The sequence below is a fragment of the Pseudomonas sp. MYb2 genome (assembly GCF_002979955.1).
Classification (GTDB): Bacteria; Pseudomonadota; Gammaproteobacteria; order Pseudomonadales; family Pseudomonadaceae; genus Aquipseudomonas.
On the sequence record NZ_PCQC01000020.1, the window covers coordinates 90,739 to 112,390 of the forward strand.

21 protein-coding genes are annotated in these 21,652 nt (G+C 60.0%); 12 read left to right on the forward strand and 9 right to left on the reverse strand.

Going from position 1 to position 21,652, the window contains the following annotated elements:
• Nucleotides 1-185: 185 nt before the first annotated feature.
• The 3 genes from CQ009_RS25100 to CQ009_RS25110 form a co-directional block, all read right to left on the reverse strand.
• On the reverse strand, nt 186-1,298 hold the full coding sequence (locus CQ009_RS25100; RefSeq protein WP_105709052.1) for a succinylglutamate desuccinylase/aspartoacylase family protein: 1,113 nt from the start codon (nt 1,296-1,298) through the stop codon (nt 186-188).
• Between the two features lie 125 nt (nt 1,299-1,423).
• Nucleotides 1,424-2,203, reverse strand: a complete 780-nt coding sequence (locus CQ009_RS25105) for an ABC transporter substrate-binding protein (protein WP_064392559.1) — start codon at nt 2,201-2,203, stop codon at nt 1,424-1,426.
• A 302-nt stretch (nt 2,204-2,505) separates the two neighbouring features.
• Entirely contained in the window at nt 2,506-2,934 is a 429-nt protein-coding gene (locus tag CQ009_RS25110) for a rhodanese-like domain-containing protein (RefSeq protein WP_064392556.1), read from the reverse strand.
• Nucleotides 2,935-3,036: 102 nt separating this feature from the next.
• Here CQ009_RS25110 and ftrA point away from each other — a divergent pair, with 102 nt between their 5' ends.
• Complete coding sequence (gene ftrA / locus CQ009_RS25115; protein WP_064392554.1) at nt 3,037-4,011, forward strand: transcriptional regulator FtrA; 975 nt, start codon at nt 3,037-3,039, stop codon at nt 4,009-4,011.
• Between the two features lie 53 nt (nt 4,012-4,064).
• Here ftrA and cobF read toward each other — a convergent pair whose 3' ends face one another.
• A complete protein-coding gene (gene cobF, locus CQ009_RS25120) occupies nt 4,065-4,820 on the reverse strand; it encodes a precorrin-6A synthase (deacetylating) (RefSeq protein ID WP_105709053.1) in 756 nt (251 codons plus the stop codon).
• Nucleotides 4,820-5,389: a histidine phosphatase family protein gene (locus CQ009_RS25125; protein WP_064392551.1), complete on the reverse strand. Its 570-nt coding sequence runs from the start codon at nt 5,387-5,389 to the stop codon at nt 4,820-4,822. The genes cobF and CQ009_RS25125 overlap by 1 nt, the downstream gene beginning before the upstream one ends.
• A gap of 332 nt (nt 5,390-5,721) precedes the next feature.
• Here CQ009_RS25125 and CQ009_RS25130 point away from each other — a divergent pair, with 332 nt between their 5' ends.
• The 8 genes from CQ009_RS25130 to CQ009_RS25165 all read left to right on the forward strand — a co-directional run bounded on the left by CQ009_RS25130 (nt 5,722) and on the right by CQ009_RS25165 (nt 14,048).
• The gene (locus tag CQ009_RS25130; protein WP_064392549.1) at nt 5,722-6,576 is read left to right on the forward strand and encodes a MurR/RpiR family transcriptional regulator; all 855 of its coding nucleotides are present in this window, start codon (nt 5,722-5,724) and stop codon (nt 6,574-6,576) included.
• Between the two features lie 2 nt (nt 6,577-6,578).
• Complete coding sequence (locus CQ009_RS25135; protein ID WP_064392547.1) at nt 6,579-7,223, forward strand: isochorismatase family cysteine hydrolase; 645 nt, start codon at nt 6,579-6,581, stop codon at nt 7,221-7,223.
• Nucleotides 7,220-8,551, forward strand: coding sequence for a glutamine synthetase (locus CQ009_RS25140; RefSeq protein WP_064392545.1), 1,332 nt, complete (start codon nt 7,220-7,222; stop codon nt 8,549-8,551). Before CQ009_RS25135 ends, CQ009_RS25140 begins: the two co-directional genes overlap by 4 nt.
• Nucleotides 8,535-9,287, forward strand: a complete 753-nt coding sequence (locus CQ009_RS25145) for an N-formylglutamate amidohydrolase (protein ID WP_105709054.1) — start codon at nt 8,535-8,537, stop codon at nt 9,285-9,287. The genes CQ009_RS25140 and CQ009_RS25145 overlap by 17 nt, the downstream gene beginning before the upstream one ends.
• An 87-nt stretch (nt 9,288-9,374) precedes the next feature.
• Complete coding sequence (locus CQ009_RS25150) at nt 9,375-10,724, forward strand: APC family permease (protein WP_105709055.1); 1,350 nt, start codon at nt 9,375-9,377, stop codon at nt 10,722-10,724.
• 117 nt (nt 10,725-10,841) lie between these two features.
• Nucleotides 10,842-11,858: an arginine N-succinyltransferase gene (locus CQ009_RS25155; protein WP_064392541.1), complete on the forward strand. Its 1,017-nt coding sequence runs from the start codon at nt 10,842-10,844 to the stop codon at nt 11,856-11,858.
• Nucleotides 11,859-11,919: 61 nt separating this feature from the next.
• On the forward strand, nt 11,920-12,954 hold the full coding sequence (gene astA / locus CQ009_RS25160) for an arginine N-succinyltransferase (RefSeq protein ID WP_105709056.1): 1,035 nt from the start codon (nt 11,920-11,922) through the stop codon (nt 12,952-12,954).
• 224 nt (nt 12,955-13,178) lie between these two features.
• The gene (locus CQ009_RS25165; RefSeq protein WP_064392540.1) at nt 13,179-14,048 is read left to right on the forward strand and encodes an oxaloacetate decarboxylase; all 870 of its coding nucleotides are present in this window, start codon (nt 13,179-13,181) and stop codon (nt 14,046-14,048) included.
• Nucleotides 14,049-14,181: 133 nt separating this feature from the next.
• On the opposite strand, the gene CQ009_RS25170 is transcribed toward CQ009_RS25165, so the two are convergent.
• From CQ009_RS25170 to CQ009_RS25180, 3 genes are all read right to left on the reverse strand, one after another.
• The gene (locus CQ009_RS25170; protein ID WP_105709063.1) at nt 14,182-14,460 is read right to left on the reverse strand and encodes a hypothetical protein; all 279 of its coding nucleotides are present in this window, start codon (nt 14,458-14,460) and stop codon (nt 14,182-14,184) included.
• A 301-nt stretch (nt 14,461-14,761) separates the two neighbouring features.
• Nucleotides 14,762-16,000 carry a M20/M25/M40 family metallo-hydrolase gene (locus CQ009_RS25175; protein WP_105709057.1) on the reverse strand — a complete coding sequence of 413 codons (1,239 nt, stop codon included), beginning with the start codon at nt 15,998-16,000 and terminating at the stop codon, nt 14,762-14,764.
• A gap of 210 nt (nt 16,001-16,210) precedes the next feature.
• Nucleotides 16,211-17,284 (reverse strand): diguanylate cyclase, encoded by a 1,074-nt coding sequence (locus CQ009_RS25180; protein ID WP_105709058.1) that lies wholly within the window; start codon nt 17,282-17,284, stop codon nt 16,211-16,213.
• A gap of 177 nt (nt 17,285-17,461) precedes the next feature.
• Between CQ009_RS25180 and CQ009_RS25185 the strand changes: the two genes are divergently transcribed.
• The 3 genes from CQ009_RS25185 to CQ009_RS25195 all read left to right on the forward strand — a co-directional run bounded on the left by CQ009_RS25185 (nt 17,462) and on the right by CQ009_RS25195 (nt 21,366).
• Nucleotides 17,462-18,916, forward strand: coding sequence for an NAD(P)/FAD-dependent oxidoreductase (locus CQ009_RS25185; protein WP_105709059.1), 1,455 nt, complete (start codon nt 17,462-17,464; stop codon nt 18,914-18,916).
• 21 nt (nt 18,917-18,937) lie between these two features.
• Nucleotides 18,938-19,867: an alpha/beta fold hydrolase gene (locus CQ009_RS25190; protein ID WP_064392531.1), complete on the forward strand. Its 930-nt coding sequence runs from the start codon at nt 18,938-18,940 to the stop codon at nt 19,865-19,867.
• Nucleotides 19,868-19,986: 119 nt separating this feature from the next.
• Nucleotides 19,987-21,366 (forward strand): VOC family protein, encoded by a 1,380-nt coding sequence (locus tag CQ009_RS25195; protein WP_105709060.1) that lies wholly within the window; start codon nt 19,987-19,989, stop codon nt 21,364-21,366.
• A 96-nt stretch (nt 21,367-21,462) separates the two neighbouring features.
• Here the strand turns inward: CQ009_RS25195 and CQ009_RS30150 are convergent.
• Nucleotides 21,463-21,652, reverse strand: a 190-nt coding sequence (locus tag CQ009_RS30150; RefSeq protein WP_218275802.1) for a hypothetical protein, incomplete at its 5' end; no start/stop codon positions are given.

Here is a 21,652-nt window from a genome sequence, read left to right on the forward strand (position 1 = left end):
AAGGCGATTTTGCCGATGAAGATGCGCCTCGGGGGCCAGCAATTTGCCGCTTTTCAGTGGTTTTTTTACTGGCCGAATGCCTCAGCTGTCCTACACCGCCGCCGGCCGGCGAGATAACGCGCGAGGGGGAACGATCAAGGGGCGTCATCTGCCGGTAACCAGCCGGCAAACGCGCCAGGCGACGATCAGTCGTTTGTCAGCTTGCCAGTGCGAAATGGCACCCGTCCCGCCACCTTCGCCTGCCAGATCCCGGGTTCGGTATAGCGCCCGCGATCAATCGCGAACAATACACCACTGGTCCCCGCATACACGGTGGTCAGACGATCCTGCAACGGATCAACCACTTCAAACAAGGCATCGCCCTTTTCCACCCATTCGCCGGCGCGGCGCAGAAAGCTCACCACGCCGTGGTGCGGCGCGAACAGGTATTCGGTGCCTTCGAACGGCATGCCTTCGCAGCATTCGCTCGGCGCCGCCGGCCATTCTCCGCTGATGAAACCCTGCTCGGCGAGAAAACCGAGAATAGCCTCGCAATTGGCCTGAGCCTGATCGACCCGGGTGTCGCCCATGCTTCCCAGCTCCAGCGTGGTGGCGAGGTTCGCTGGCGGAATCGCCGCAGCGGGGAAGGCTTGCGCCAGACGCAGCCAAGGCGTCGAACAGGATTCATCGAACGAGCTGCCGCCGGAATCCTCACACAGCAACGCCACGCCAGCCTGCAGACGGGCCGCCAGAGATTGCCACCGCGGCCAATGTTGCGGCAGCGCATAAAGATGGATCGCAGCGTCGAAATCACAATGCAGATCGAGGGTGATATCGGCGTCGCAGGCGTGGCGCAGCAGCAGTCGATGCAGGGCTTCCAGTTGCGAGGCGGGAGCCGGCAGTTGATCGAACACCTGACCCATGGCCTGGCGAATCAGGACGACATTGGTCTCGGCATCGGCACCCAACTGCGCGCCGATCAAAGCGGCGACCGGCGCACTGAGTTCGACGAACGCGCGGTTGAAGTTCTTGCCGCTGCCCATTTCGAAACGGCCCATGTGATTGCCTTGCAGATGCTGGTCCATGCCGATCGGGTTGGCCACCGGCACCAGCTCGATCACACCGTGCAGGCGGCCCTGCTGTTCGAGGTCGTTAAGGCGTTGCTTGAGTTCCCATGCGGTGCGCATGCCTGGCAGCTCATCGGCGTGCAGGCTGGCCTGGATATACACCTTGCGGTCGCCGGCGCCGTAACGGAATACGCTGAGAGAGCGTTCGCTGCCCAAATGGCTCCAGGGTAGAACATGGTCGATACGTTGCATGAGAAAACTCCGCTATCTCTGTAGGAGCTGCCGCAGGCTCCTGCGTTGGAAGGTGTGGGGCAGGATAAATCATGGCCATAAAAAAAGTGGCCTCCGCCTACACGGGGCCACTTTTTGACGGCGTATTAATGGCCGTACACGTCAAAGTCGAAGTACTTGTCCTGCACTTGCTTGTACTTGCCGTTCGCGCGGATTTCAGTGATGGCCTGGTTGAATTGCTCGGCCAGCGCGGTATCGCCCTTGCGCACCGCGATGCCGGCGCCGCCACCGAAGTATTTGGCGTCCTCGTAGGTCGGGCCGACGAATTCAAAACCTTTGCCAGCTTCGGTTTTCAGGAAACCGTCGCTGAGGTTGACCGAGTCGGCCAGCATCGCATCGATACGCCCGGAAACCATGTCGAGGTTGGCTTCCTGCTGCGAGCCGTAACGCACCAGGTCGATCCCGGCCGGAACCAGCACTTCAGTGGCGTAACGGTCGTGAGTACTGGCGCGCAGCACACCGACTTTCTTGCCCTTGAGCTCGGTCAGCGGGTCTTTCACGCCCGAGCCTGCCTTCATCACGAAACGCGCCGGGGTGTGGTAGTACTTGATGGTGAAATCAACGTTCTTCTTGCGATCGTCGGTGATGGTCATCGAGGACAGGATCGCGTCGATTTTCTTCACCTTCAGCGCCGGGATCAGACCGTCGAATTCCTGCTCGACCCAAGTACATTTGACTTTCATCTGCTCACACAGCGCATCGCCGATATCGACGTCGAAACCGGTCAGTTTGCCGTCAGGGGTTTTCATCGAGAATGGCGGATAACCGGCTTCGATACCGATGCGGATCGGCTTGGCGTCTTCGGCCACAGCGGTCAGAGACAACATCGACAGTGCCAGGGCACCGAACATCACTAGCTTTTTCATTTATAACTCCTGTGTGCGGAGGCTTTTATTGGCAGCTTCGATTCAGCGTTCGGTCATGGCCTTTTAACGGCAAATACCGAAGTGGCCGGCAGTCTATGGCGGCGCGCACAGGGTAAATTGTGTTTAAGCGACAAATACTTACAAAAATTCGGCGCGACCATTGACCGGGGTCAACGGCTGCTCTGTCGTGGTGCAAAGGCTGTAGGACAAGCCCTATGCGGGGGCTTGCGAAGGCTGCGATCTGGTGTTTTTTTTGAAAACAACGGCAAAAGATCGCAGCCTGCGGCAGCTCCTACAGGTGATCAGCAGGCGCAGTTGATGGGGGTGTTTGCAGTTTTGGGCACGTTGAGTTCGAAGCCTTCATCCAGCCAACCGGTAATGCCGCCGATCATCTCTTTGACTGGATAACCCAGCGCCGCCAGTTTCACTGCAGCCTTGTTGGCGCCGTTGCAGTGCGGGCCCGCGCAATAGACCACGAACAGCGCGCTCTTCGGGTAGCTGGCTAAACCTTCTGCCGTCAGCAACCGTCCGGGAATATTGATCGCGCCCGGTACATGGCCGCGTTCAAACGCCAGTGGTCCGCGCACGTCCACCAACACAAAATCGACCTCGCCGGCCTGCTGGCTGCCGAACACGTCGGAACAATCGGTTTCGAAGGTCAGACGATTGCTGAAATGCATCAGTGCAATCGCCGAAGGGGCGGCAGGAATTTCGCGAACCAGGCTCGGCATGTGGTGTTGCTCCTACGTATCGATGGGAATGAACAGACTTTATCGAGACGACGCGAATCGCTACAGTGGCGCACAAGACACTCATCGGGAGTTTTCCGCCAAATGCCTGCCTCTCCAGGACTGGTTGCGATTCTGGCCTACGACGGCCTCTGCACGTTCGAGTTCGGCATTGCCGTGGAGATCTTCGGTCTGGCTCGGCCGGAGTTCGAATTCCCGTGGTACGAACACGTGATTGCCGCGGTCGATCAAGGCCCGATGCGCGCCATGGGTGGCATTCAAGTACTGGCCGATGGCGGCCTGGAACTGCTCGCCACCGCACGCACCATCATCATTCCAGGTTGGCGCGACCGCAATGCCGAGGTGCCGCAAGCGTTGCTCGATGCTCTGCGCCAGGCTCACGGCCGGGGTGCGCGACTGTTGTCGATCTGTTCCGGGGTGTTTGTGCTGGCCGCCAGCGGTCTGCTCGACGGCCATGCGGCAACCACGCATTGGCGCTACGCGGCGGAACTGGCACAAGGCTTCCCGATGATTGCTGTTGACGCCGATGTGCTTTACGTCGACTCGGGACAGCTGATCACGTCGGCGGGCAGTGCCGCCGGAATCGATGCCTGCCTGCACCTGGTGGCCCGTGACTTTGGCACTCAGGTTGCCAATACGGTGGCGCGGCGGCTGGTGATGTCGCCGCAGCGCACCGGTGGTCAGGCGCAATTTATTCCGACGCCGGTCAGCCCGACGCCGCGCAACGATTTGTCACGGGTCATGCAATGGGCGCGCGAACGCCTGCATGAACCACTGGAGGTGCGCGAACTGGCCAGCGAAGCGGCGATGAGCGAGCGGACGTTCTTGCGGCGTTTCACCGAAGCCTGCGGGCAGTCGCCCAAGGCGTGGCTACAGCATGAACGACTGGCGCGGGCGCGGGAGTTGCTGGAGAGCACGACGGACAACACCGAACAGGTTGCGCAGCGTTGCGGGTATCGCTCGGTGGAGAGTTTTCGGGTGGCGTTTCGCGGCGTGGTGGGCGTGCCGCCGTCGGTGTATCGGGAGCGGTTCGGGCGTGGCGCCCTTGTCAGGTCTTGAGGTGATCTGGTGGGCCTCATCACCGGCAAGCCAGCGATGAGGCCAGCGAAAATCTAGGACTTGCGCAACAGATAGGTATCCATGATCCAGCCATGCTCCGCCCGTGCAGCCTTGCGCACCCGCTCGATCTCATCGGCGACATCGCCAAGTTTGCCGCTGATCAGGATCTCATCCGCCGTGCCCAGATACGCGCCCCAGTAAATCGCAGTTTGCGGGTCGGCCACGTGGTGGTAGGAATCCTCGGCATCAAGCATCACCACCAGGCTGTCGGCATCACTCACCTGCCCCGCCGCCAGACGCCGGCCCGTGGTGATCTCGACGGAGCGGCCAATACTGTTCAACGGCACTTTATGCCGCGCCGCCAGCGCCTGAACGCTGGTGATGCCGGGGATGACCTCAAACTCGAACTGACAACGACCCGAATCCAGAATCGCCTGAAGGATACGCAGGGTGCTGTCGTACAGCGCCGGGTCGCCCCACACCAGAAAACCGCCGCACTGGCCGTCAGACAATTCTTCATTGATCAGCCGCTCGAAGGTCGCTTGCTTGGCGCAGTTCAGTTCATCGACGCTCGCGTTGTAGTCGACATCGCCGCGCTCGCGCTCCGGGCTCGCGGCTTCGGCGAAACGGTAGGCGGGATCGCTGATGTAGCGTTCACAGATCTCGCGGCGCAGATCGATCAGTTTGTCCTTGCTCTGGCCTTTATCCAGCAGAAAGAACACATCGACCCGATTCAGCGCTTTGACCGCCTGCATCGTGATGTAGTCCGGATTACCGGCACCGATGCCGATCACCAGCAGTTGTTTCATTAGCATGCTCCTTCGATGTCGATGCCCGGCAAGCGTAGCCGCCAGATCCCGTTGAAGCGCAACTCGATGACTGACAGCGGTTCGACGTCGATTGCATTGAACGCCGCGCCTTGCATCACCTGCATCAGCACGGCACGCACGATGTACGGGTGGGTGATCGCCACCACATGCCCCGGCGTCGTTTGCAAACTTTGCAGCCATGCCGCGACTCGCGTGGCCAGATCCGTCACTGATTCGCCGCCGGGGGGCGCTGCATGCGGATCTGTCAGCCACGCTTGCAAAGCCTGCGCTTGCGTCGTTTGCAGGTCCTTGATTGATCGCCCGTGCCAATTTCCCCAGTCGCAATCGCGCAATGCCTCGTCAACCCGAGCATCCGCCCCGAACCAGGCGGCTGTCTGCCGGGTGCGCAGTTCGGGGCCGCAGAGCAAACGTCGCGCCGCATTGAAGCGAGCAGCCATTGTGCCAAGCGGCAGAGCAACATCTTCAACGGGCTCGTTCGTAGGAAAACACGCCAATTTCTGTGCGACGGTTCGTGCGTGGCAAATCAGTGTCAAGCGGGTGGTCTGCACGATGGGCTCACTCTGCCGAGGATCAGAAACATCAACGGCGTAGAGCCGGATTGAAGGCAATTGTGCCGTAAACCAACGGTTGCCGGGGGGATCGATACGTTTCCGAGCGAACTCTGGATGTTAGAAAAGCGGCGATATCTGACATAGCTATGGGCAATGGACTACAACACCTGTCGACTTCCGTGTAGCCCTTATGACGCGGGCATCCTGCGCCATTTTGGAGCCTTTTAAACACGACGAAAAATTCGCTAGACATGTAGCGTGAGTTACATAAATACTGTTTTAACGGATTATGAAGCGAATTCGACACCCCCCATCCAGCAGGAGCCCGGATGCCCCCTCTCAGAGACCTGATCACCGATCCCGGCCTGGAACTCACGCCATCGGAGCGCAAAGTCGTTCGCGCCTTGCTCGATCAGTATCCGCGCAATGGTCTTGGACCGATGGCGCGCCTGGCCGAGCATGCCGGCGTCAGCGATCCGACCATCGTGCGTCTGGTGAAAAAACTCGGTTTCGGCGGTTATGCCGAATTCCAGGACGCCCTGCTCAGCGACATGGACCATCGCCTGCGCTCGCCGCGCACGCTGTTGCAACCGCGCGCGCAGCAAAACAAAGACGACGCCTGGGCTCATTACCTCGCTGACAGCCATCGCCTGCTGGTCGACACGCAATCGCTGACCCAGCCCGAAGACGTGCGAATCCTCACCGACTGGCTGCTCGATGCCCGACATCAGGTGTACTGCTTCGGTGGCCGCTTCAGCAGCCTGATGGCGACTTACCTGCTCAATCATTTGCGTCTGCTGCGCCCCGGCTGCTTTGCCCTGGAAGACAACGCGCTGTTGCCCGACCGCCTGTTCGATCTGCAGCGCCAGGACGTCGTCCTGGTATTCGATTACCGCCGCTATCAGACCCAGGCACTGCGTGTCGCCACAGCGGCAAAAAACAACAATGCCCGCGTGGTTCTGTTCACCGACATTTATGCCTCACCACTGCGCGAAATGGCCGACCTGATCATTAGCGCTCCGGTCGAATCGGCCTCGCCGTTCGACACCATGGTCCCGGCGCTGGCACAGGTCGAAGCGCTGATTGCCTGCCTGACCCTGCGCAGCCCGGATCTGGCCGATCGCCTCGAGGGCATCGATGCCCTGCGCAACGACTTCGCCACTCACCTGCTGGAGGAAAAATAAGGATGTTCAGCCTTCCCCACCGCTCGCCGCGGGACTTGCCGTTTGTCACCGACCACACTGCATTGCTCTTGGTGGACATGCAGCGCGCCTGGCTCGAACCGCAGTTCGATCCGCACCTCAGTGAGCCGGACGCCGAGTATTTCCTCAACCGCGCACGTACGCAGGTGGTGCCCAACCAGCAACGGTTGCTCAGCGCCTTTCGCGAGGCCAGGCAAAATGTGCTGCACACTCTGATCGAAAGCCTGACGGCCGACGGTCGCGATCGCTCGCTGGACCATAAACTTTCGGACATGCACCTGCCCAAGGGCAGTCCGCAGGCACAAGTGATCGGCGAACTGACCCCGGGCGACAACGAAATCGTCTTGCCGAAAACCTCGTCCGGCGTGTTCAACTCGACCGCCATCGACTACGTGCTGCGCAACCTTCAAACCCGTCACCTGATCATCGCCGGTATCGTCACCGACCAGTGCGTCGACATGGCCGTGCGCGACGCTGCCGATCGTGGTTATCTGGTGACTCTGGTCGAAGACGCCTGTGCCACTTACAGCGCCGAACGTCATCACGCTTGCCTCAATGCGATCAAGGGTTATTGCTGGATCACCGACACCAATACCGTGCTCGGCCGTTTGCGGGAGATGCAGCCGTGACTTCGCGCCTGGCGGCTGTGCCGATGACCACCATCGTCACCACTGACCTGATCGGTATCACTCGGGGGCGCTCGTTTCCCACCGATGAGCTTGAGCATTATCAGGCGGCCGGTTGTGGCTGGGTGCCGGCCAACAGCGCGTTGACCCCGCAAGACATCATTGCCTCGACCAATCCGTGGGGCGCTTATGGCGATCTGCGCCTGATTCCGGATCTGGCCAGCCGCGTCACCGTCGCCAACGGTCCGGATGCCGACGCACCGGCGCTGGACTTCATCCACGGTGATATTCGTGAAACCGATGGCCGGCCGTGGGGCGCCTGTCCACGCACGCTGCTGCGCGATGAAGTCGAACGCTATCGCGACGAACTGGGTTTACAGGTCAACGCCGCGTTCGAACACGAATTCAACCTGCACGCAGGTGTTGCCGAGCACCTGGCGTTTTCGCTGCAGGCTCAGCGCCAAGGCGCAGCGTTCGGCGGCTGGTTGCTCAGCGCTCTGCGCGCCGGCGGTGTCGAACCGGAAATGTTCCTCCCCGAATACGGCAAGCACCAATACGAAATCACCTGCCGGCCGACCCTCGGCGTAGCCGCTGCCGACCGTGCGGTCAACGTGCGCGAAATCACCCGCGAGATCGCCCGACAGATGGGGCTCGAACTCAGTTTCGCGCCGAAGACCGCCGCCGATGCCGTGTGCAACGGCGTGCACTTGCACGTCAGCCTGCTCGATCCGGGCGGACAGCCGATGCTTTACGACGCTGGCACCAGCAATGGCCTGTCGAGCCTCGGCCAGCACTGGGCCGCCGGAGTCCTCCATTACTTGCCGGCGCTGTGCGCGTTCACTGCGCCAACGCCAGTGTCGTACGAGCGCTTGCAGCCGCACCACTGGAGCGCGTCTTACGCGTGCCTGGGTCAACAGAACCGTGAGGCGGCGCTGCGCATCTGCCCGACGGTGACCCTGGGCGGCAAATCGGTGGCGACGCAGTTCAACCTTGAGTTCCGCGCCATGGATGCCACGGCCTCGCCGCATCTGGCCATGGCCGCACTGCTGATCGCCGGACGCCTTGGCATCGAACAGCGCCTGGCTCTTAACGCCATCACCGATGAAGTTCCCGATTCACTCAACGACGAGCAACGCAAGGCTCGGGGCATTGTCGCCCTGCCCGCCTCGCTGGCCCAGGCACTGGATTGCCTGCGCAACAGTGGCGCCTTCAACGAATGCCTGCCCAAGCCGTTGCTCGATACCTATCACGCCCTTAAAACCGAGGAACTGGCGCTGACGGAACAGCTCTCGCCCGCTGACCTGTGTGAGCACTATGCACGCCTGTACTGAATCCGCCGAGCTTGGGTTGTACACCCGACCGGTCTACCACCTGAGCCGCGAGGATTCGACGAATCCGTTGATTCTCGTGTGCGAACACGCCAGTCGCTACATCCCCGAAGCCCTCGACAATCTGGGCCTTGATGATACCGCCGCTGGTGAACACATCGCCTGGGACATCGGCGCGCTGCAACTGGCCGAACAGTTGGCGGAAAAACTCGGCGCAACATTGTTGAGCGCCAATTATTCGCGACTGCTGATCGACCTGAACCGCCCACGGCATGCGCCCGACAGCATTCCGGCGCAGAGCGAGATCTATCAGATACCGGGCAACCGCGAGCTGGATGAAGCCACTCGCGAGTACCGCCGTCAGACGCTGTTCAAGCCGTTCCATGCGCGCTTGCAGACTCTGATCGACGAACGCCTCGCCAAAGGTCAAGCGGTGCGCGTAGTAGGGATTCACAGTTTCACCCCGGTGTATTACGGCCAGCCGCGAACACTGGAGATCGGCGTGCTGTTCGGTCAGGCGAAGGCGTACGCGCAACGGCTGCTCAACGGTCTCGGCGAACATTCGTTGCAAGTGGCCGGCAATCAGCCGTACAAGATCGACCCGCTGGGCGACATGACGGTACCGGTGCACGGCGACGCCCGAGGCCTGGACTCGGTGCTGGTCGAGGTACGCAACGATTTGCTGCGTAGCCCGCAAGCGGTATCGCTCTGGGCCGGATACCTTGCGCCATTGCTGTAATCACTGCCGTATCGAATGCTGACGCTGTAAACGATGGACCGACATAACAACTAAAACAACCGATTGGCTGACAAGGAGTTGCGCTTCATGGAAATTGAAGAATTCGGCTACAAGCAAGAGTTGAAACGTAGCCTGACGCTCACCGATCTGGTGGTGTACGGGATGATCTTCATGATCCCCATCGCCCCGTTCGGTGTGTATGGCTACGTCAATGCCGAGGCACCGGGAATGGTGCCGCTGGCGTACATCATTGGCATGATGGCAATGCTGTTTACCGCGTTGAGCTACGGCAGCATGGCCCGCGCCTTTCCGATTGCCGGCTCGGTGTATTCCTACGCACAGCGCGGCCTGAATCAACACGTCGGTTTCATCGCCGGCTGGCTGATGCTGCTCGATTACCTGCTGATTCCGCCGTTGCTTTATGTGTACGCAGCCATGGCGCTCAACCACTTGTATCCGGACATTCCGAAGGTCGGCTTCATTCTGGCGTTCCTGGTCAGCGCCACGTTCGTCAACCTGCGCGGCATCACCTTCACCGCACGGATGAACATCATCTTCCTGCTCGCGCAACTGGTGGTACTGGGGATCTTCCTGTTCTATGCATGGAACGCCCTGCACAACGGCGGGGGTAACGGCGAGCTGACCCTGGCGCCGCTGTATCACCCGGAAACGTTCAACTTCGCCCTGCTGATGCAAGCGGTGTCGATTGCGGTGCTGTCGTTCCTCGGCTTCGATGCGATCTCGACGCTCGCTGAAGAAATCAAGGGTGATCCGGGCAAGAGCGTCGGCAAAGCGGCGTTGATCACTCTGGTGGTCATGGGCGTGATTTTCGTTGCGCAAACCTGGATTGCCAGCGATCTGGCAGCCGGTATGGGCTTCAAATCCGCCGATACCGCGTTTTATGAAATTGCCGAAATCGCCGCTGGTAGCTGGCTGGCCACCCTGACCGCTGTCGCCACCGCTCTGGCCTGGGGTGTGGCCGTGGCGATCACTTCGCAAGCTGCGGTGTCGCGCCTGCTGTTCGGCATGGCCCGCGACGGCAAACTGCCGAAAGTGCTGGCCAGGGTGCACCCGAAACACAACACGCCATATCTGAGCATTTATCTGGTGGCGGTGCTGTCACTGGTGATCTGCTACCTGTTCATCAACTCGGTCGACACCCTGACCTCGCTGGTCAACTTCGGCGCACTCAGCGGTTTCATGCTGCTGCACCTGACCGTGATCAACTACTACTGGCGTCGGCAAAAGTCCGGTCAGGTTGTGCGTCACCTGATCTGCCCGGTGATCGGCTTCATCATCGTTGCGGCCATCATGTACAACATGGGCGTCGATGCGCAGAAACTCGGCCTGATCTGGATCGTTCTGGGCCTGGTGTACCTGTTCTTTCTCAACAAGCTCGGCGCCAGTACCGCGTTGCCTGACCCGAGCAATGGCTGACAAGAAAAAGAGCGGCGTCTGACAACAAATCAGGCGACCGCCGATTTAACGCGTGGAAACCGACAGTGATAGTCAGGTTCGTGAATTCGCCGAACCCTTTGATACAGGAGTGCATCCATGCTGGTCTTACGCCCAGTCGAGCCAACCGACCTGCCGCAATTGCAACAACTGGCCCGCGACAGCATGGTCGGAGTGACCTCGCTGCCGGATGACAGCGAGCGCCTGTGCGACAAAATCGCCGCGTCCTGCGCCTCGTTCGACAGCGCGGCACGGACGCAGGGGCCGGAAAACTATTTTTTCGTGCTGCAAGATTGCAACACGCAGCGTCTGGTCGGTTGCTCGGAAATTCTTGCCAAGGCAGGTTTTAAAGAGCCGTTCTACAGCCTGCGCAATCGCCATTTCACCAGTGCCTCGCGCGAGCTGAACATCGAACACGGTGTGCCGGCATTGTCGCTGTGCCATGACCTCAACGACCATACGCTGCTGCGCGGTTTTCACATCGACAAAGCGCTGGTCCGCACGCCGTTCTCGGAATTGCTTTCGCGGGCGCGCCTGTTGTTCATTGCCGCCCATGCGCCCTGTTTTGCCGAAGCGGTGATTACCGAAATCGTCGGGTACAGCGATGAACACGGCCATTCACCGTTCTGGGATGCGCTGGGCAAGCACTTCTTCGACCTGCCGTACGTTGAGGCCGAGCGCCTGTGCGGGTTGCAGAGCCGCTCATTCCTCGCCGAACTGATGCCGCAATACCCGATTTACGTACCGATGCTGCCGCAGGCGGCGCAGGAGTGTATCGGGCGCATTCACCCGGATGGGCAAGAGGCGTTCGACATCCTTGAGCGCGAAGGTTTTGAAACCAACAGCTACATCGACCTGTTCGATGCTGGCCCGACCCTGTATGCGCGCACCGCGAATATCCGTTCGATTGCCCGCAGCCAGACGGCCCCGGTGCAGCAGTTGCCAGAAATCGATGCGCGTGGCCGCTATCTGTTGAGCAACGACGCGTGGCGTGGCTACCGGGCCATCGTTGCCGAACTGGATTACCAACCCGATCAACCGCTGTCCCTCACTCCTGCAATGTGTGCGGCGCTGAACGTAACCGATGGCAGCCAGATACGGCTGATTGCCCTTTGAACCGCGCCCGGTTCCGCAGCCAACGAGCGTGCCCGAACAGGCGCGCAGAAGGAGTTACAGCATGATTGTTCGCCCGGTCAACGTCAGCGACCTGCCTGCATTGATGACACTGGTTCAACAAGCCGGCCCGGGATTCACCACCCTGCCGGCCAACGAAGATCGCCTGGCCCACCGCGTGCGCTGGGCGCAACGAGCGTTCGCCGAGCAAGTGGAGCGCGCCGATGCCGATTATCTGTTCGTCCTCGAAGACGACGATACGCGCGTGGTTGGCGTCAGCGCGTTGGCCGGCGCGGTTGGCTTGCGCGAACCCTGGTACAACTATCGGGTCGGACTGACGGTGAGTTCGGCGCCGGATCTGGGTATTCAACGGCAGATCCCGACGTTGTTCCTCAATAACGAACTGACCGGGCAATCGGAACTGTGCTCATTGTTCTTGCGCCACGATCAACGCACCGGCAGCAACGGCCGTCTGCTGTCACTCGGGCGCTTGCTGTTCGCCGCCGAGTTCCCGCACCTGTTTGGCGAGAAGATGATCGCCGAACTGCGTGGCAGTGCCGATGAAAAAGGTTGTTCGCCATTTTGGGACAGCCTCGGCCGGCACTTTTTCCAGATGGACTTCAGCCATGCCGATCATCTGTCAGGGCTGGGCAACAAGGCGTTCATCGCCGAATTGATGCCGCGTCAGCCCCTCTACACCTGCCTGCTCACCGCACAGGCACAGGCCGCCATCGGGCAGGCGCATCCGAATACCGAGCCGGCACTGAAAATCCTTCAGGCCGAAGGCTTTGCCCACAAAGGTTATATCGACATTTTTGATGGAGGCCCGGTCATTGAGGCGCCGCTGCGCAACATCCGTACCGTGCGTGACAGCCTCGAACTGACCCTGAGCCTCGGCACCCCGGACGACCTGGCGCCGCTGTGGCTGATTCACAACCGTCGCCTGGAAAACTGCCGCATCACCGTCGCCCGCGCCCGTCGAGTCGGCAGCAGCCTGGCGATCGACCGCATGACCGCCCAACGCCTGCAACTTCAGCCGGGTAATTCGGTGCGCGCGGTGATGCTGCCCAATCAACAGCGACAGGCGGTGGCGGCCTGAACCGCCGCCCCGCCTCAATCCATGCAGTCAAGCTGTTACCTGCCCCCTCAATACGGCCAAATTTCGCCCGATCAGATTAATCCTTTCAGCAAAGCGCTCATCGGCAAACGTCAGCCTTGCAAATTCGTCATGATCCTTGACCCATTCGCGTGATAGCCTTTTCATTCTTCGGCGTTGACACATTTGCTCAAGCCTTTCCATTCCTTTGTATTGGTGGAACTCGTATGACCAGGCTTTCTCATCAAGATTTGCGCCGTAGTTTCCGTCAGCTGTTGGCCTCCGACACCTGCTATCACACCGCTTCGGTGTTCGACCCGATGTCCGCCCGCATTGCCGCTGACCTGGGTTTTGAAGTGGGAATTCTGGGCGGTTCCGTCGCTTCGTTGCAGGTGCTGGGCGCACCGGACTTTGCCTTGATCACCCTGAGCGAGTTCGCCGAACAGGCCACCCGCATCGGCCGCGTCGCCCAACTGCCGGTGATTGCCGACGCCGACCACGGTTACGGCAACGCCCTCAATGTGATGCGTACCATCGTCGAACTGGAACGCGCCGGCGTCGCCGCCCTGACCATCGAAGACACCTTGCTGCCTGCCCAGTTCGGGCGCAAATCCACCGACCTGATCACCGTCGCCGAAGGTGTCGGCAAGATCCGCGCAGCGCTGGAAGCCCGGGTCGATACGGAAATGGCGATCATTGCCCGGACCAACGCCGGCATTCTGCCGAACCAGGAAATCATCAGCCGCACTCGCCAGTATCAGGCGGCCGGGGCTGACGGCATCTGCATGGTCGGGATTCAGGATTTTGATCAGTTGGAACAAATCGCCGAACACCTGACCGTACCGTTGATGCTGGTGACCTACGGCAACCCGGCGTTGCGCGATGACAAACGTCTGGCCGAACTCGGTGTACGCGTGACCATTGATGGCCATGGCGCTTATTTTGCGGCGATCAAAGCGACGTACGATAGCCTGCGCGAACAGCGGCAGATTTTTACCCAGGCTTCGGACCTGAGCGCGACCGAGTTGACGCACACCTATACCCAACCGGAGGAATACATTCTCTGGGCCAAGGAATACATGAGCGTCAAGGAGTGATGGATTGGCCGGGCTGACGCCATCGCGAGCAGGCTCACTCCTACAATTGATCAGTGTTGAACACAAATACTGTGTGCACTGAAGATCTAATGTAGGAGTGAGCCTGCTCGCGATAGCAACAGCCGCTACACCGCTAAACCGGCGTCTTGTAAGCCTCTTCCCGCTGCACCGCCCGCGCCTGAATCACATTCAGAATCGCACAGCCCTCGCGCATCAACAGATGCACCGCGCTGGTCACCCGCGTCAGATCACAATCGGAAATGCCCTTGAGGTTGAGACTGGCGAAGGTGTCGGCCAGATCGCGCACGACCGCAAACCGGTGCATCGCACAGGCGGCCATGTCGCTGAGTTCTGAGTGGGTGTTGAGGAAGAGCACCGAACTATAGGGGTCGATACCGAAACGCGGCAACAGGGTACGTTGTAGGAAACGTCTTGGAAAGTTGTGCGCCGCCCGCGCCTTCCACTTTTCACAAAAGCCCCTCACCCTAACCCTCCCTCTGGGCGGTCCGACGTTTCGGGAGGGTTAGGGTGAGGGGCCGATTTATCTGGCACCCCGCCGACCTCATCACACCGCAAACCACCTCACCGCGGCTTAATGATCGTTCCCACGCTCCGCGTGGGAATGCAGCCCGGGACGCTCTGCGTCCCACACAAAGCGAACGCAAAGCGTCCGTTGAGGCATTCCCACGCAGAGCCTGGAAACGACCGATACCTCACCGCGGTTTGGCCAACTCCATAATCATCCGCGACAACAAATAAATCCGCGGTGCCACGCTCGCCACTTCAGCGTATTCCTCCGGCGTATGAATATTGCCGCCCACAATCCCGAAGCCATCCAGCGTCGGCGTGCCAACCCCGGCAGACAAACTCGCATCCGCCGCGCCCCCACTGCCCTCCTCGGTCAACTTGCGGCCAATCTCGCCGTAGATCCCCTGAGCCATGGCCATCAGACGATCCGACTCGGGCGTCTGCGGCATCGGCGGCAAGCCGCGCTGCAACGAAGTCTTCACTTCCGTCTCAGCAATCAATTTGTCCTGCGAGACCCGCGCCAGATCCTTCTCGATCCGGTCAAACTCCTCCGGCACCGCCGCGCGCACGTCAGCCTTGGCCGTGGCTTGATCGGGAATCACATTGGTGCGGTCGCCGGCCTTGAGCACGGTGAAATTGATCGTGGTTTTTTTCGCCTCGTCGCCGAGTTTGCCCAGTTGCAGAATCTGATGCGCCGCCTCCATCGCGGCGTTGCGCCCCAACTCGGGTGCGACGCCGGCGTGAGCGGCTTTGCCCTTGACCTCGACCAACGCCGTCGCGCTGCCTTTGCGCCACACCACCAAGCCATCGGCCGGACGACCCGGCTCGAGATTGAGGGTCACGTCGTGCTGTTTGGCGGTTTTCTTGATCAGGTCGGTGGCGACGTCCGAGCCGGTTTCTTCGCTGGCGTCGAGCAGGAAGGTGATTTGTGCATAGTCTTTGAAGTCGAGGTTTTTCAGAACCTTCAGCGCATAGATCCCGGCGACGATGCCGCCCTTGTCATCCATCACCCCCGGCCCGTAAGCACGGCCGTCCTTGATGTGGAACGGCCGCTCGGCCGCCGAACCTTCCTTGAACACCGTGTCCATGTGCGCCATCAGCAGGATTTTCGCCTTGCCGGTGCCTTTGAACGTCGCGAGTACATGGTTGGATTTTTCCGGCGTGTTGGGTACCAGTTCGATGGTGGCGCCGAGTTTTTTCAGCTCATCGATAGCGATGTCGCTGACTTGCTTGAGGCCGGGTTCATAGCCGGAACCAGAGTCGATATTGACCAGCCGTTCCAGCAGCTTCAGGGCTTCTGGCTGGTATTGTTCGGCATCAGCGAGCACTTGTTTGTGCGGTTCGGCGAAGGCGTGGGCAGCGGAGAAAGCGAGAGACAGGCCGAGGCTGGCTGCCAGCAGGGAGCGAGAAAATGAGAACGTCATGAAGCGATCCTTGTTTCGCGTCGGGGGGGATTTAACCGTACCCGACATCGGCGCGCGGCTCTACACCGAATGCGACCTCCTCCAGATCGACACCGAACAAATTTGTAGGAGTGAGCCTGCTCGCGATAGCACTCTGTCAGTGACATTGATGGTGACTGACACAATGCTATCGCGAGCAGGCTCACTCCTACAGGGGATTGTGGTCAGGGCTCAAACCGAATCCAACAACGTCCGCCGGGGCTTGCCATCGCAATTGCAGATCACCCGGTTGCGCCCGCTCGCCTTGGCTTCATACAACGCCTGATCGGCATCATTGAGCCAGCGTGTCGCGTCGGCATGCGCCGGATCGTACGCCGCCAGGCCAATACTCAAACTGACCTTCAACGCCGGATTCTGCTCATAACCCAGAATCGCGAAACGCTCGCGCAATGCCTCCATGGCCTGCGCGGCGTTGAACAGTGGCAGATCCGGCAAAATCACACAGAACTCATCACCACCGTAGCGCCCCGCCACATCGGTCGCCCGCAGGTTCTGCTTGAGCAACTTGCTCAACTGACGCAACACGATGTCGCCGGCAACATGGCCGTAGGTGTCGTTGATCGCCTTGAAGTGATCGATGTCGATCAACGCAATCGCTGCGCCCTGCTTCTGCCGCTTGCAACGCTGAAAAGCGATCTCCAGTTGATCCTTCCAGGCGCCGTGATTGAGCAACCCGGTCAGGCTGTCAGTGCGGCTCAGGGCAAGCAATTCGCGTTTATGCCGGCCAAGGGTGTAGGCCTGGCGAAAGCAGATCCAGCCCAGCGCCAACGGGTACAGCAGCAGTAACGGGAAACAGGCGTACATTTGCGCAGGCGTGGTTTGCGGAATGAATGCCGGAGCAAACACCACCAGCCCGACGCCGACCCCGAGCAACTGCGCCGCCGAGCCTGCCAATAGAAAGCGTGAACCACCGATTGCGACGTTGTTCATCGCCATCATTGAAATGGTCGTGGCAGTGGGCAGCGGATTGAAATGCATGGCGGCAAGCCAAAAGCCGCCGAAAAAGGCATCGATCAACAGATTGCGGTGTTCAGCGTGGTAAGGAACCCGGGCGCGGCGTGCCCATTGAAACGCCAGATGCGGCCAGACCAGGCCGTTGAAGAACATCAACGCCCAGACCCACAGCGGCGGATCGAGCGAGTAAATCGCCACGCTCACGCACACGAGCCCGAGAATCAACCCGAGGATGCGCGATGTATAAAGCCTCCTGGCCAATGAAAGTCCCTTTCCTCCGGTATTTCCCATAAGGACCTCGATCACGCACACCGCAGGACGGATGTGCTGGAAGTCTAACAGGGCGACGTTAAATAGCCATCACCGGCCAGCGGGCTGAATAGAGCGACATCAGGGCCGCACGCAGTGCAAATATTTGGCTATACATGAAAGGAGCAAAATGGAAAAACAACTATAAGAAGGAGGCCCATGCACACCTATCACGTGTTGATCATCGGCAGCGGTTTTGGCGGTCAATGTGCTGCGGTCAACCTGCTCAAGGCCGGGATCGATGATTTTCGCCTTCTGGAGCGGCGGGACTTCTTTGGCGGCACCTGGTGCCAGAACACCTACCCCGGCGCGGCGGTGGACGTGCCGTCGCCGCTGTATTCGCTGTCGTTTGCGCCGTACCGCTGGTCGCAGATGTTCGCCGGACAGGCCGAACTGCACCGCTATACCGAGCATGTCATCGAGCAATTCGGGCTGCGCGAACGTGTGGAGCTGCAAGCCAATGTCGAGCGCATCGAATGGGACAACACGGAAAAACGCTGGAACGTGCACACCGCCAGCAAAGGCACCTTTTATGCGCAGTTCCTGATCAATGCCACTGGGCCATTGAGCCAACCGGTCATCCCGCACTTTCCCGGCCAGGATCGCTTTCAAGGCAAGACTTTTCATACAAACAATTGGGATCACAGCTACGACTACCGCGGTAAACGTGTGGTGATTGTCGGCAGCGGCGCCAGTGCCGTGCAGGTGATTCCGGCGATTGCGCCGCAAGTCGATCACCTACACGTGTTTCAGCGCACGCCACACTGGGTGCTGCCCCGCGCCGATCGTCAGTTCGGGCCGCTGCAACGCTGGCTGCTCGGCCTGAAACCCGCCTACAAACTGTTGCGCTGGCTGATTTACTGGCAATTCGAAACCCGGGTCATCGCGTTCAAATACTCGAAAGCGGCAATTCACATGGTCCAGCAGCACGCCCTGCGCTTTCTAAAACGCCAGGTGCCGGACCCGGTGCTGCAAGAAAAACTAACCCCAGACTTCACCATTGGCTGCAAACGGGTGCTGGTTTCCAGCACCTATTACCCGGCGCTGAGTCGCCCCAACGTCACCTTGCATACCCGCGAGCAAGGCATCGCTTCCATTGACGAAACCGGCATCAACACCGAGGACGGTCAGCACATCGATGTTGATCTGATCGTCTGGTCGACCGGTTATGACGCCACCGACGGGGTTATTTCCTACCCGGTCAGCGGAAAAAACGCCGTGCAACTCAGAGATGTCTGGGCGCAATACCCGCGCGCGTATCTCGGCACCAGCCTGCCGGACTTCCCCAACCTGTTTATCGTCACCGGGCCCAACACCGGCATCGGCCACACCTCGGCGCTGTTCATCATCGAATCGCAGATGAACTACATCCTCGACTGCATTCGCACCGTGCAGACGAAGGGTTTGCGCAGCATCGAAGTGCGCCGTGAAGCGGAACGTACCTACACTGAGATGATTCATCGAGAGATGGAGCGCACGGTATGGAAGTCCGGCGGTTGCCACAGTTGGTATCAAAGCAAGAGCGGTCATGTGATCGCGATGTTTCCCGGCTTCAGTTTCAGCTATCACCGCTTGACCCGAGCGCTGAAACCGGCCGACCACATTCTGTCCTGAACACGTAAAAGGAAGACGTCGATGCTTTTGCTGTTTGTCGCCCTCGCGGTTTTCGTGGCCTGGAGCTGGTTGAGTTATCCGGCGGTCGGTCATTGGCTGTACGACCTGAACATGGCCATCGAGGCCAAGTTGTACAAATTGCACAAGATCGAAGTGCCGATCGCCGAGATGACCGTCTCGACCTGGCAAGGAGGGCCGTACGAAGCGGCCAGCGCGATTCTGATGCTGCATGGCTACAGCGCCGACAAGAACCTGTGGCTGCGCTTTTCCCGGCACTTTGTGCGCCAGTATCGGGTGATCATCCCGGACCTCGCCGGCCACGGTGAAACCGGCTTCAAGGCTGGCGGCGGCTACGACATTCCGTTGCAGGCCAAGCGCATGATTCAACTCCTCGACGTCTGCGGCGTGGAGAAGGTGCATGTCATCGGCAATTCGATGGGCGGCTACATCGCCGCGTGGCTGGCAGCGACCTACCCGGAGCGAATTGCCTCGGTGGCATTGATCGACCCGGCCGGAGTTACGGCACCCGAAGCCAGCGACATGGAACGCCATCTGGCACGCGGACATAACCCCTTCCTGATCAACTCCCGTGAGGAATTCCGGCGTTTTTATGCGATGACCATGTCGTCGCCGCCGTGGGTGCCCGGCCTGGTGCTGGACGCGATCGCGCAGCGCTACGAACAACAACGCGATGATCTCGAGGAGATCTTCCGCGATTTTCGCGCCAGCCCGCCGATGGAGCCGAAACTGGTCGACATCAAATGCCCGGCGCTCTTGCTTTGGGGGCGCAAGGACCGGTTGATCGACGTCAGTAGCGTGCCGATCTGGAGCAAAGGCATCGCCAATCTGCAGGTGGAAGTCTGGGAAGGCGTGGGCCACATGCCGATGGTCGAACATCCGGCAAGCACTGCGCGCTTGTATCGGCAGTTTCTCGGGCAACAGGCACACTGACAGAATGCGGGATCAGTCATTGGCAGAATGAAGTTCGTAGGATTCTTCGTTTGCCGACGTCGGCGAAGGCTGCGATCTTTTCCAGCATCCTTTACGTGACCGTGGCAGGAATTTTTTTCATGACCGTGCAGCCTTTCGTCAGCCCCGATCTGATCCGCCAGCGCTTCTCCAAAGCGATGTCCGACATGTACCGCGAAGAAGTGCCGCTGTACGGCGCACTGCTGGAACTGGTCGAGCAGACCAACCGCGACGTGCTCGAACGCGATCCGCCGATCGCCGCACAACTGCACAGCACCGGGGAAATCGAACGGCTGGGCATGGAACGCCATGGGGCGATTCGCGTCGGCACCGCCAGCGAATTGGCCACCCTCGCCCGCCTGTTTGCAGTGATGGGCATGCAACCGGTGGGTTACTACGACCTGACGCCAGCGGGTGTGCCGGTGCATTCCACGGCATTTCGCGCGGTGCATGAGGACGCGCTGCAGATCAGCCCGTTTCGAGTGTTTACCTCGTTGCTGCGTCTTGAATTGATTGAAGACCCCGAACTGCGCGCCTTTGCCGAATCGGTGTTGGCCAAGCGAACGATCTTCACCCCTGCCGCCCTGCAACTGATCGAACGCGCCGAAACGGTCGGAGGCTTGAACACTGACGAGTCTGAGGAGTTTGTCCTACAGGCACTGGAGACCTTTCGCTGGCATCACAGCGCAACGGTCACCGCTGCGCAGTACCAGACGCTGAGCGCCCAGCACCGCTTGATCGCCGACGTGGTCGCCTTCAAAGGCCCGCACATCAATCACCTGACACCGCGCACCCTCGACATCGACATCGTTCAAGCACAGATGCCGGCCCATGGCATTACGCCGAAAGCAGTCATCGAAGGCCCGCCGCGCCGGCAGTGTCCGATCCTGTTGCGCCAGACCAGCTTCAAGGCGCTGGACGAGCCCGTCGCCTTCACCGACCAGAACAAATCCCGTGGCAGCCACAGCGCGCGCTTCGGCGAAATCGAACAACGCGGCGCGGCGCTGACGCCCAAGGGCCGTGCGCTGTATGACCGTTTGCTGAATGCCGCGCGAGATGAGCTGGGAGACTTCCCTAACGAGGGCAACGCCGCACGCTACAACGCGCTGATGACCCGGCACTTTGGCGAGTTCCCTGACAGCGTCGAAGGCATGCGTGAGCAAGGGCTGGCGTATTTTCGCTATTTCGCTACGGAAAAAGGACTCGCGACAGGTAGTCTCGCGCAGACCTCGCTGGAGGATTTGCTCCGCGATGGCCATGTGAAAGCGGAGCCACTGGTGTACGAAGATTTCCTGCCGGTCAGCGCGGCGGGGATTTTTCAGTCGAACCTCGGCGATGCTGCGCAGACGCATTATGGCGAGCACTCCAATCGGCAGGCCTTCGAGCGGGCGCTGGAGCGCGCGACCATTGATGAGTTGGGGTTGTATGCCGCGACGCAGCAGCGTTCGATTGATGATTGTCTGTCCCGATTTGCGCGTTGAAAAATCAAAAGATCGCAGCCTTCGGCAACTCCTACAGGAAAAATACATTCCAAATGTAGGAGCTGCCGAAGGCTGCGATCTTTTGATCTAAAAGTTTTAATCAGCCGCCTCGACCCAAATGATGGCGCGTAGCCACTGTGCGCAAGAAGTTGCGCACTTGTTTTGTAAAAAAGCCTGATAAAACCGCTGAAAGCCACGTCGCACAAGGTCTGCAGCCAAGTGCGCAAGAAGTTGCGCAGTACTGCGCAACTTCTTGCGCACTTTCGCCTTGGTCTCTCCGTTTTTT

Excerpts from the sequence above, each read along its gene's own strand:
- CQ009_RS25100 (WP_105709052.1), bottom strand. The coding sequence starts at position 1,298 with ATGCAACGTATCGACCATGTTCTACCCTGGAGCCATTTGGGCAGCGAA.
- CQ009_RS25105 (WP_064392559.1), bottom strand. The coding sequence starts at position 2,203 with ATGAAAAAGCTAGTGATGTTCGGTGCCCTGGCACTGTCGATGTTGTCT.
- CQ009_RS25110 (WP_064392556.1), bottom strand. The coding sequence starts at position 2,934 with ATGCCGAGCCTGGTTCGCGAAATTCCTGCCGCCCCTTCGGCGATTGCA.
- ftrA (WP_064392554.1), top strand. The coding sequence starts at position 3,037 with ATGCCTGCCTCTCCAGGACTGGTTGCGATTCTGGCCTACGACGGCCTC.
- cobF (WP_105709053.1), bottom strand. The coding sequence starts at position 4,820 with ATGAAACAACTGCTGGTGATCGGCATCGGTGCCGGTAATCCGGACTAC.
- CQ009_RS25130 (WP_064392549.1), top strand. The coding sequence starts at position 5,722 with ATGCCCCCTCTCAGAGACCTGATCACCGATCCCGGCCTGGAACTCACG.
- CQ009_RS25135 (WP_064392547.1), top strand. The coding sequence starts at position 6,579 with ATGTTCAGCCTTCCCCACCGCTCGCCGCGGGACTTGCCGTTTGTCACC.
- CQ009_RS25145 (WP_105709054.1), top strand. The coding sequence starts at position 8,535 with ATGCACGCCTGTACTGAATCCGCCGAGCTTGGGTTGTACACCCGACCG.
- CQ009_RS25150 (WP_105709055.1), top strand. The coding sequence starts at position 9,375 with ATGGAAATTGAAGAATTCGGCTACAAGCAAGAGTTGAAACGTAGCCTG.
- CQ009_RS25155 (WP_064392541.1), top strand. The coding sequence starts at position 10,842 with ATGCTGGTCTTACGCCCAGTCGAGCCAACCGACCTGCCGCAATTGCAA.
- astA (WP_105709056.1), top strand. The coding sequence starts at position 11,920 with ATGATTGTTCGCCCGGTCAACGTCAGCGACCTGCCTGCATTGATGACA.
- CQ009_RS25165 (WP_064392540.1), top strand. The coding sequence starts at position 13,179 with ATGACCAGGCTTTCTCATCAAGATTTGCGCCGTAGTTTCCGTCAGCTG.
- CQ009_RS25175 (WP_105709057.1), bottom strand. The coding sequence starts at position 16,000 with ATGACGTTCTCATTTTCTCGCTCCCTGCTGGCAGCCAGCCTCGGCCTG.
- CQ009_RS25180 (WP_105709058.1), bottom strand. The coding sequence starts at position 17,284 with ATGGGAAATACCGGAGGAAAGGGACTTTCATTGGCCAGGAGGCTTTAT.
- CQ009_RS25185 (WP_105709059.1), top strand. The coding sequence starts at position 17,462 with ATGCACACCTATCACGTGTTGATCATCGGCAGCGGTTTTGGCGGTCAA.
- CQ009_RS25190 (WP_064392531.1), top strand. The coding sequence starts at position 18,938 with ATGCTTTTGCTGTTTGTCGCCCTCGCGGTTTTCGTGGCCTGGAGCTGG.
- CQ009_RS25195 (WP_105709060.1), top strand. The coding sequence starts at position 19,987 with ATGACCGTGCAGCCTTTCGTCAGCCCCGATCTGATCCGCCAGCGCTTC.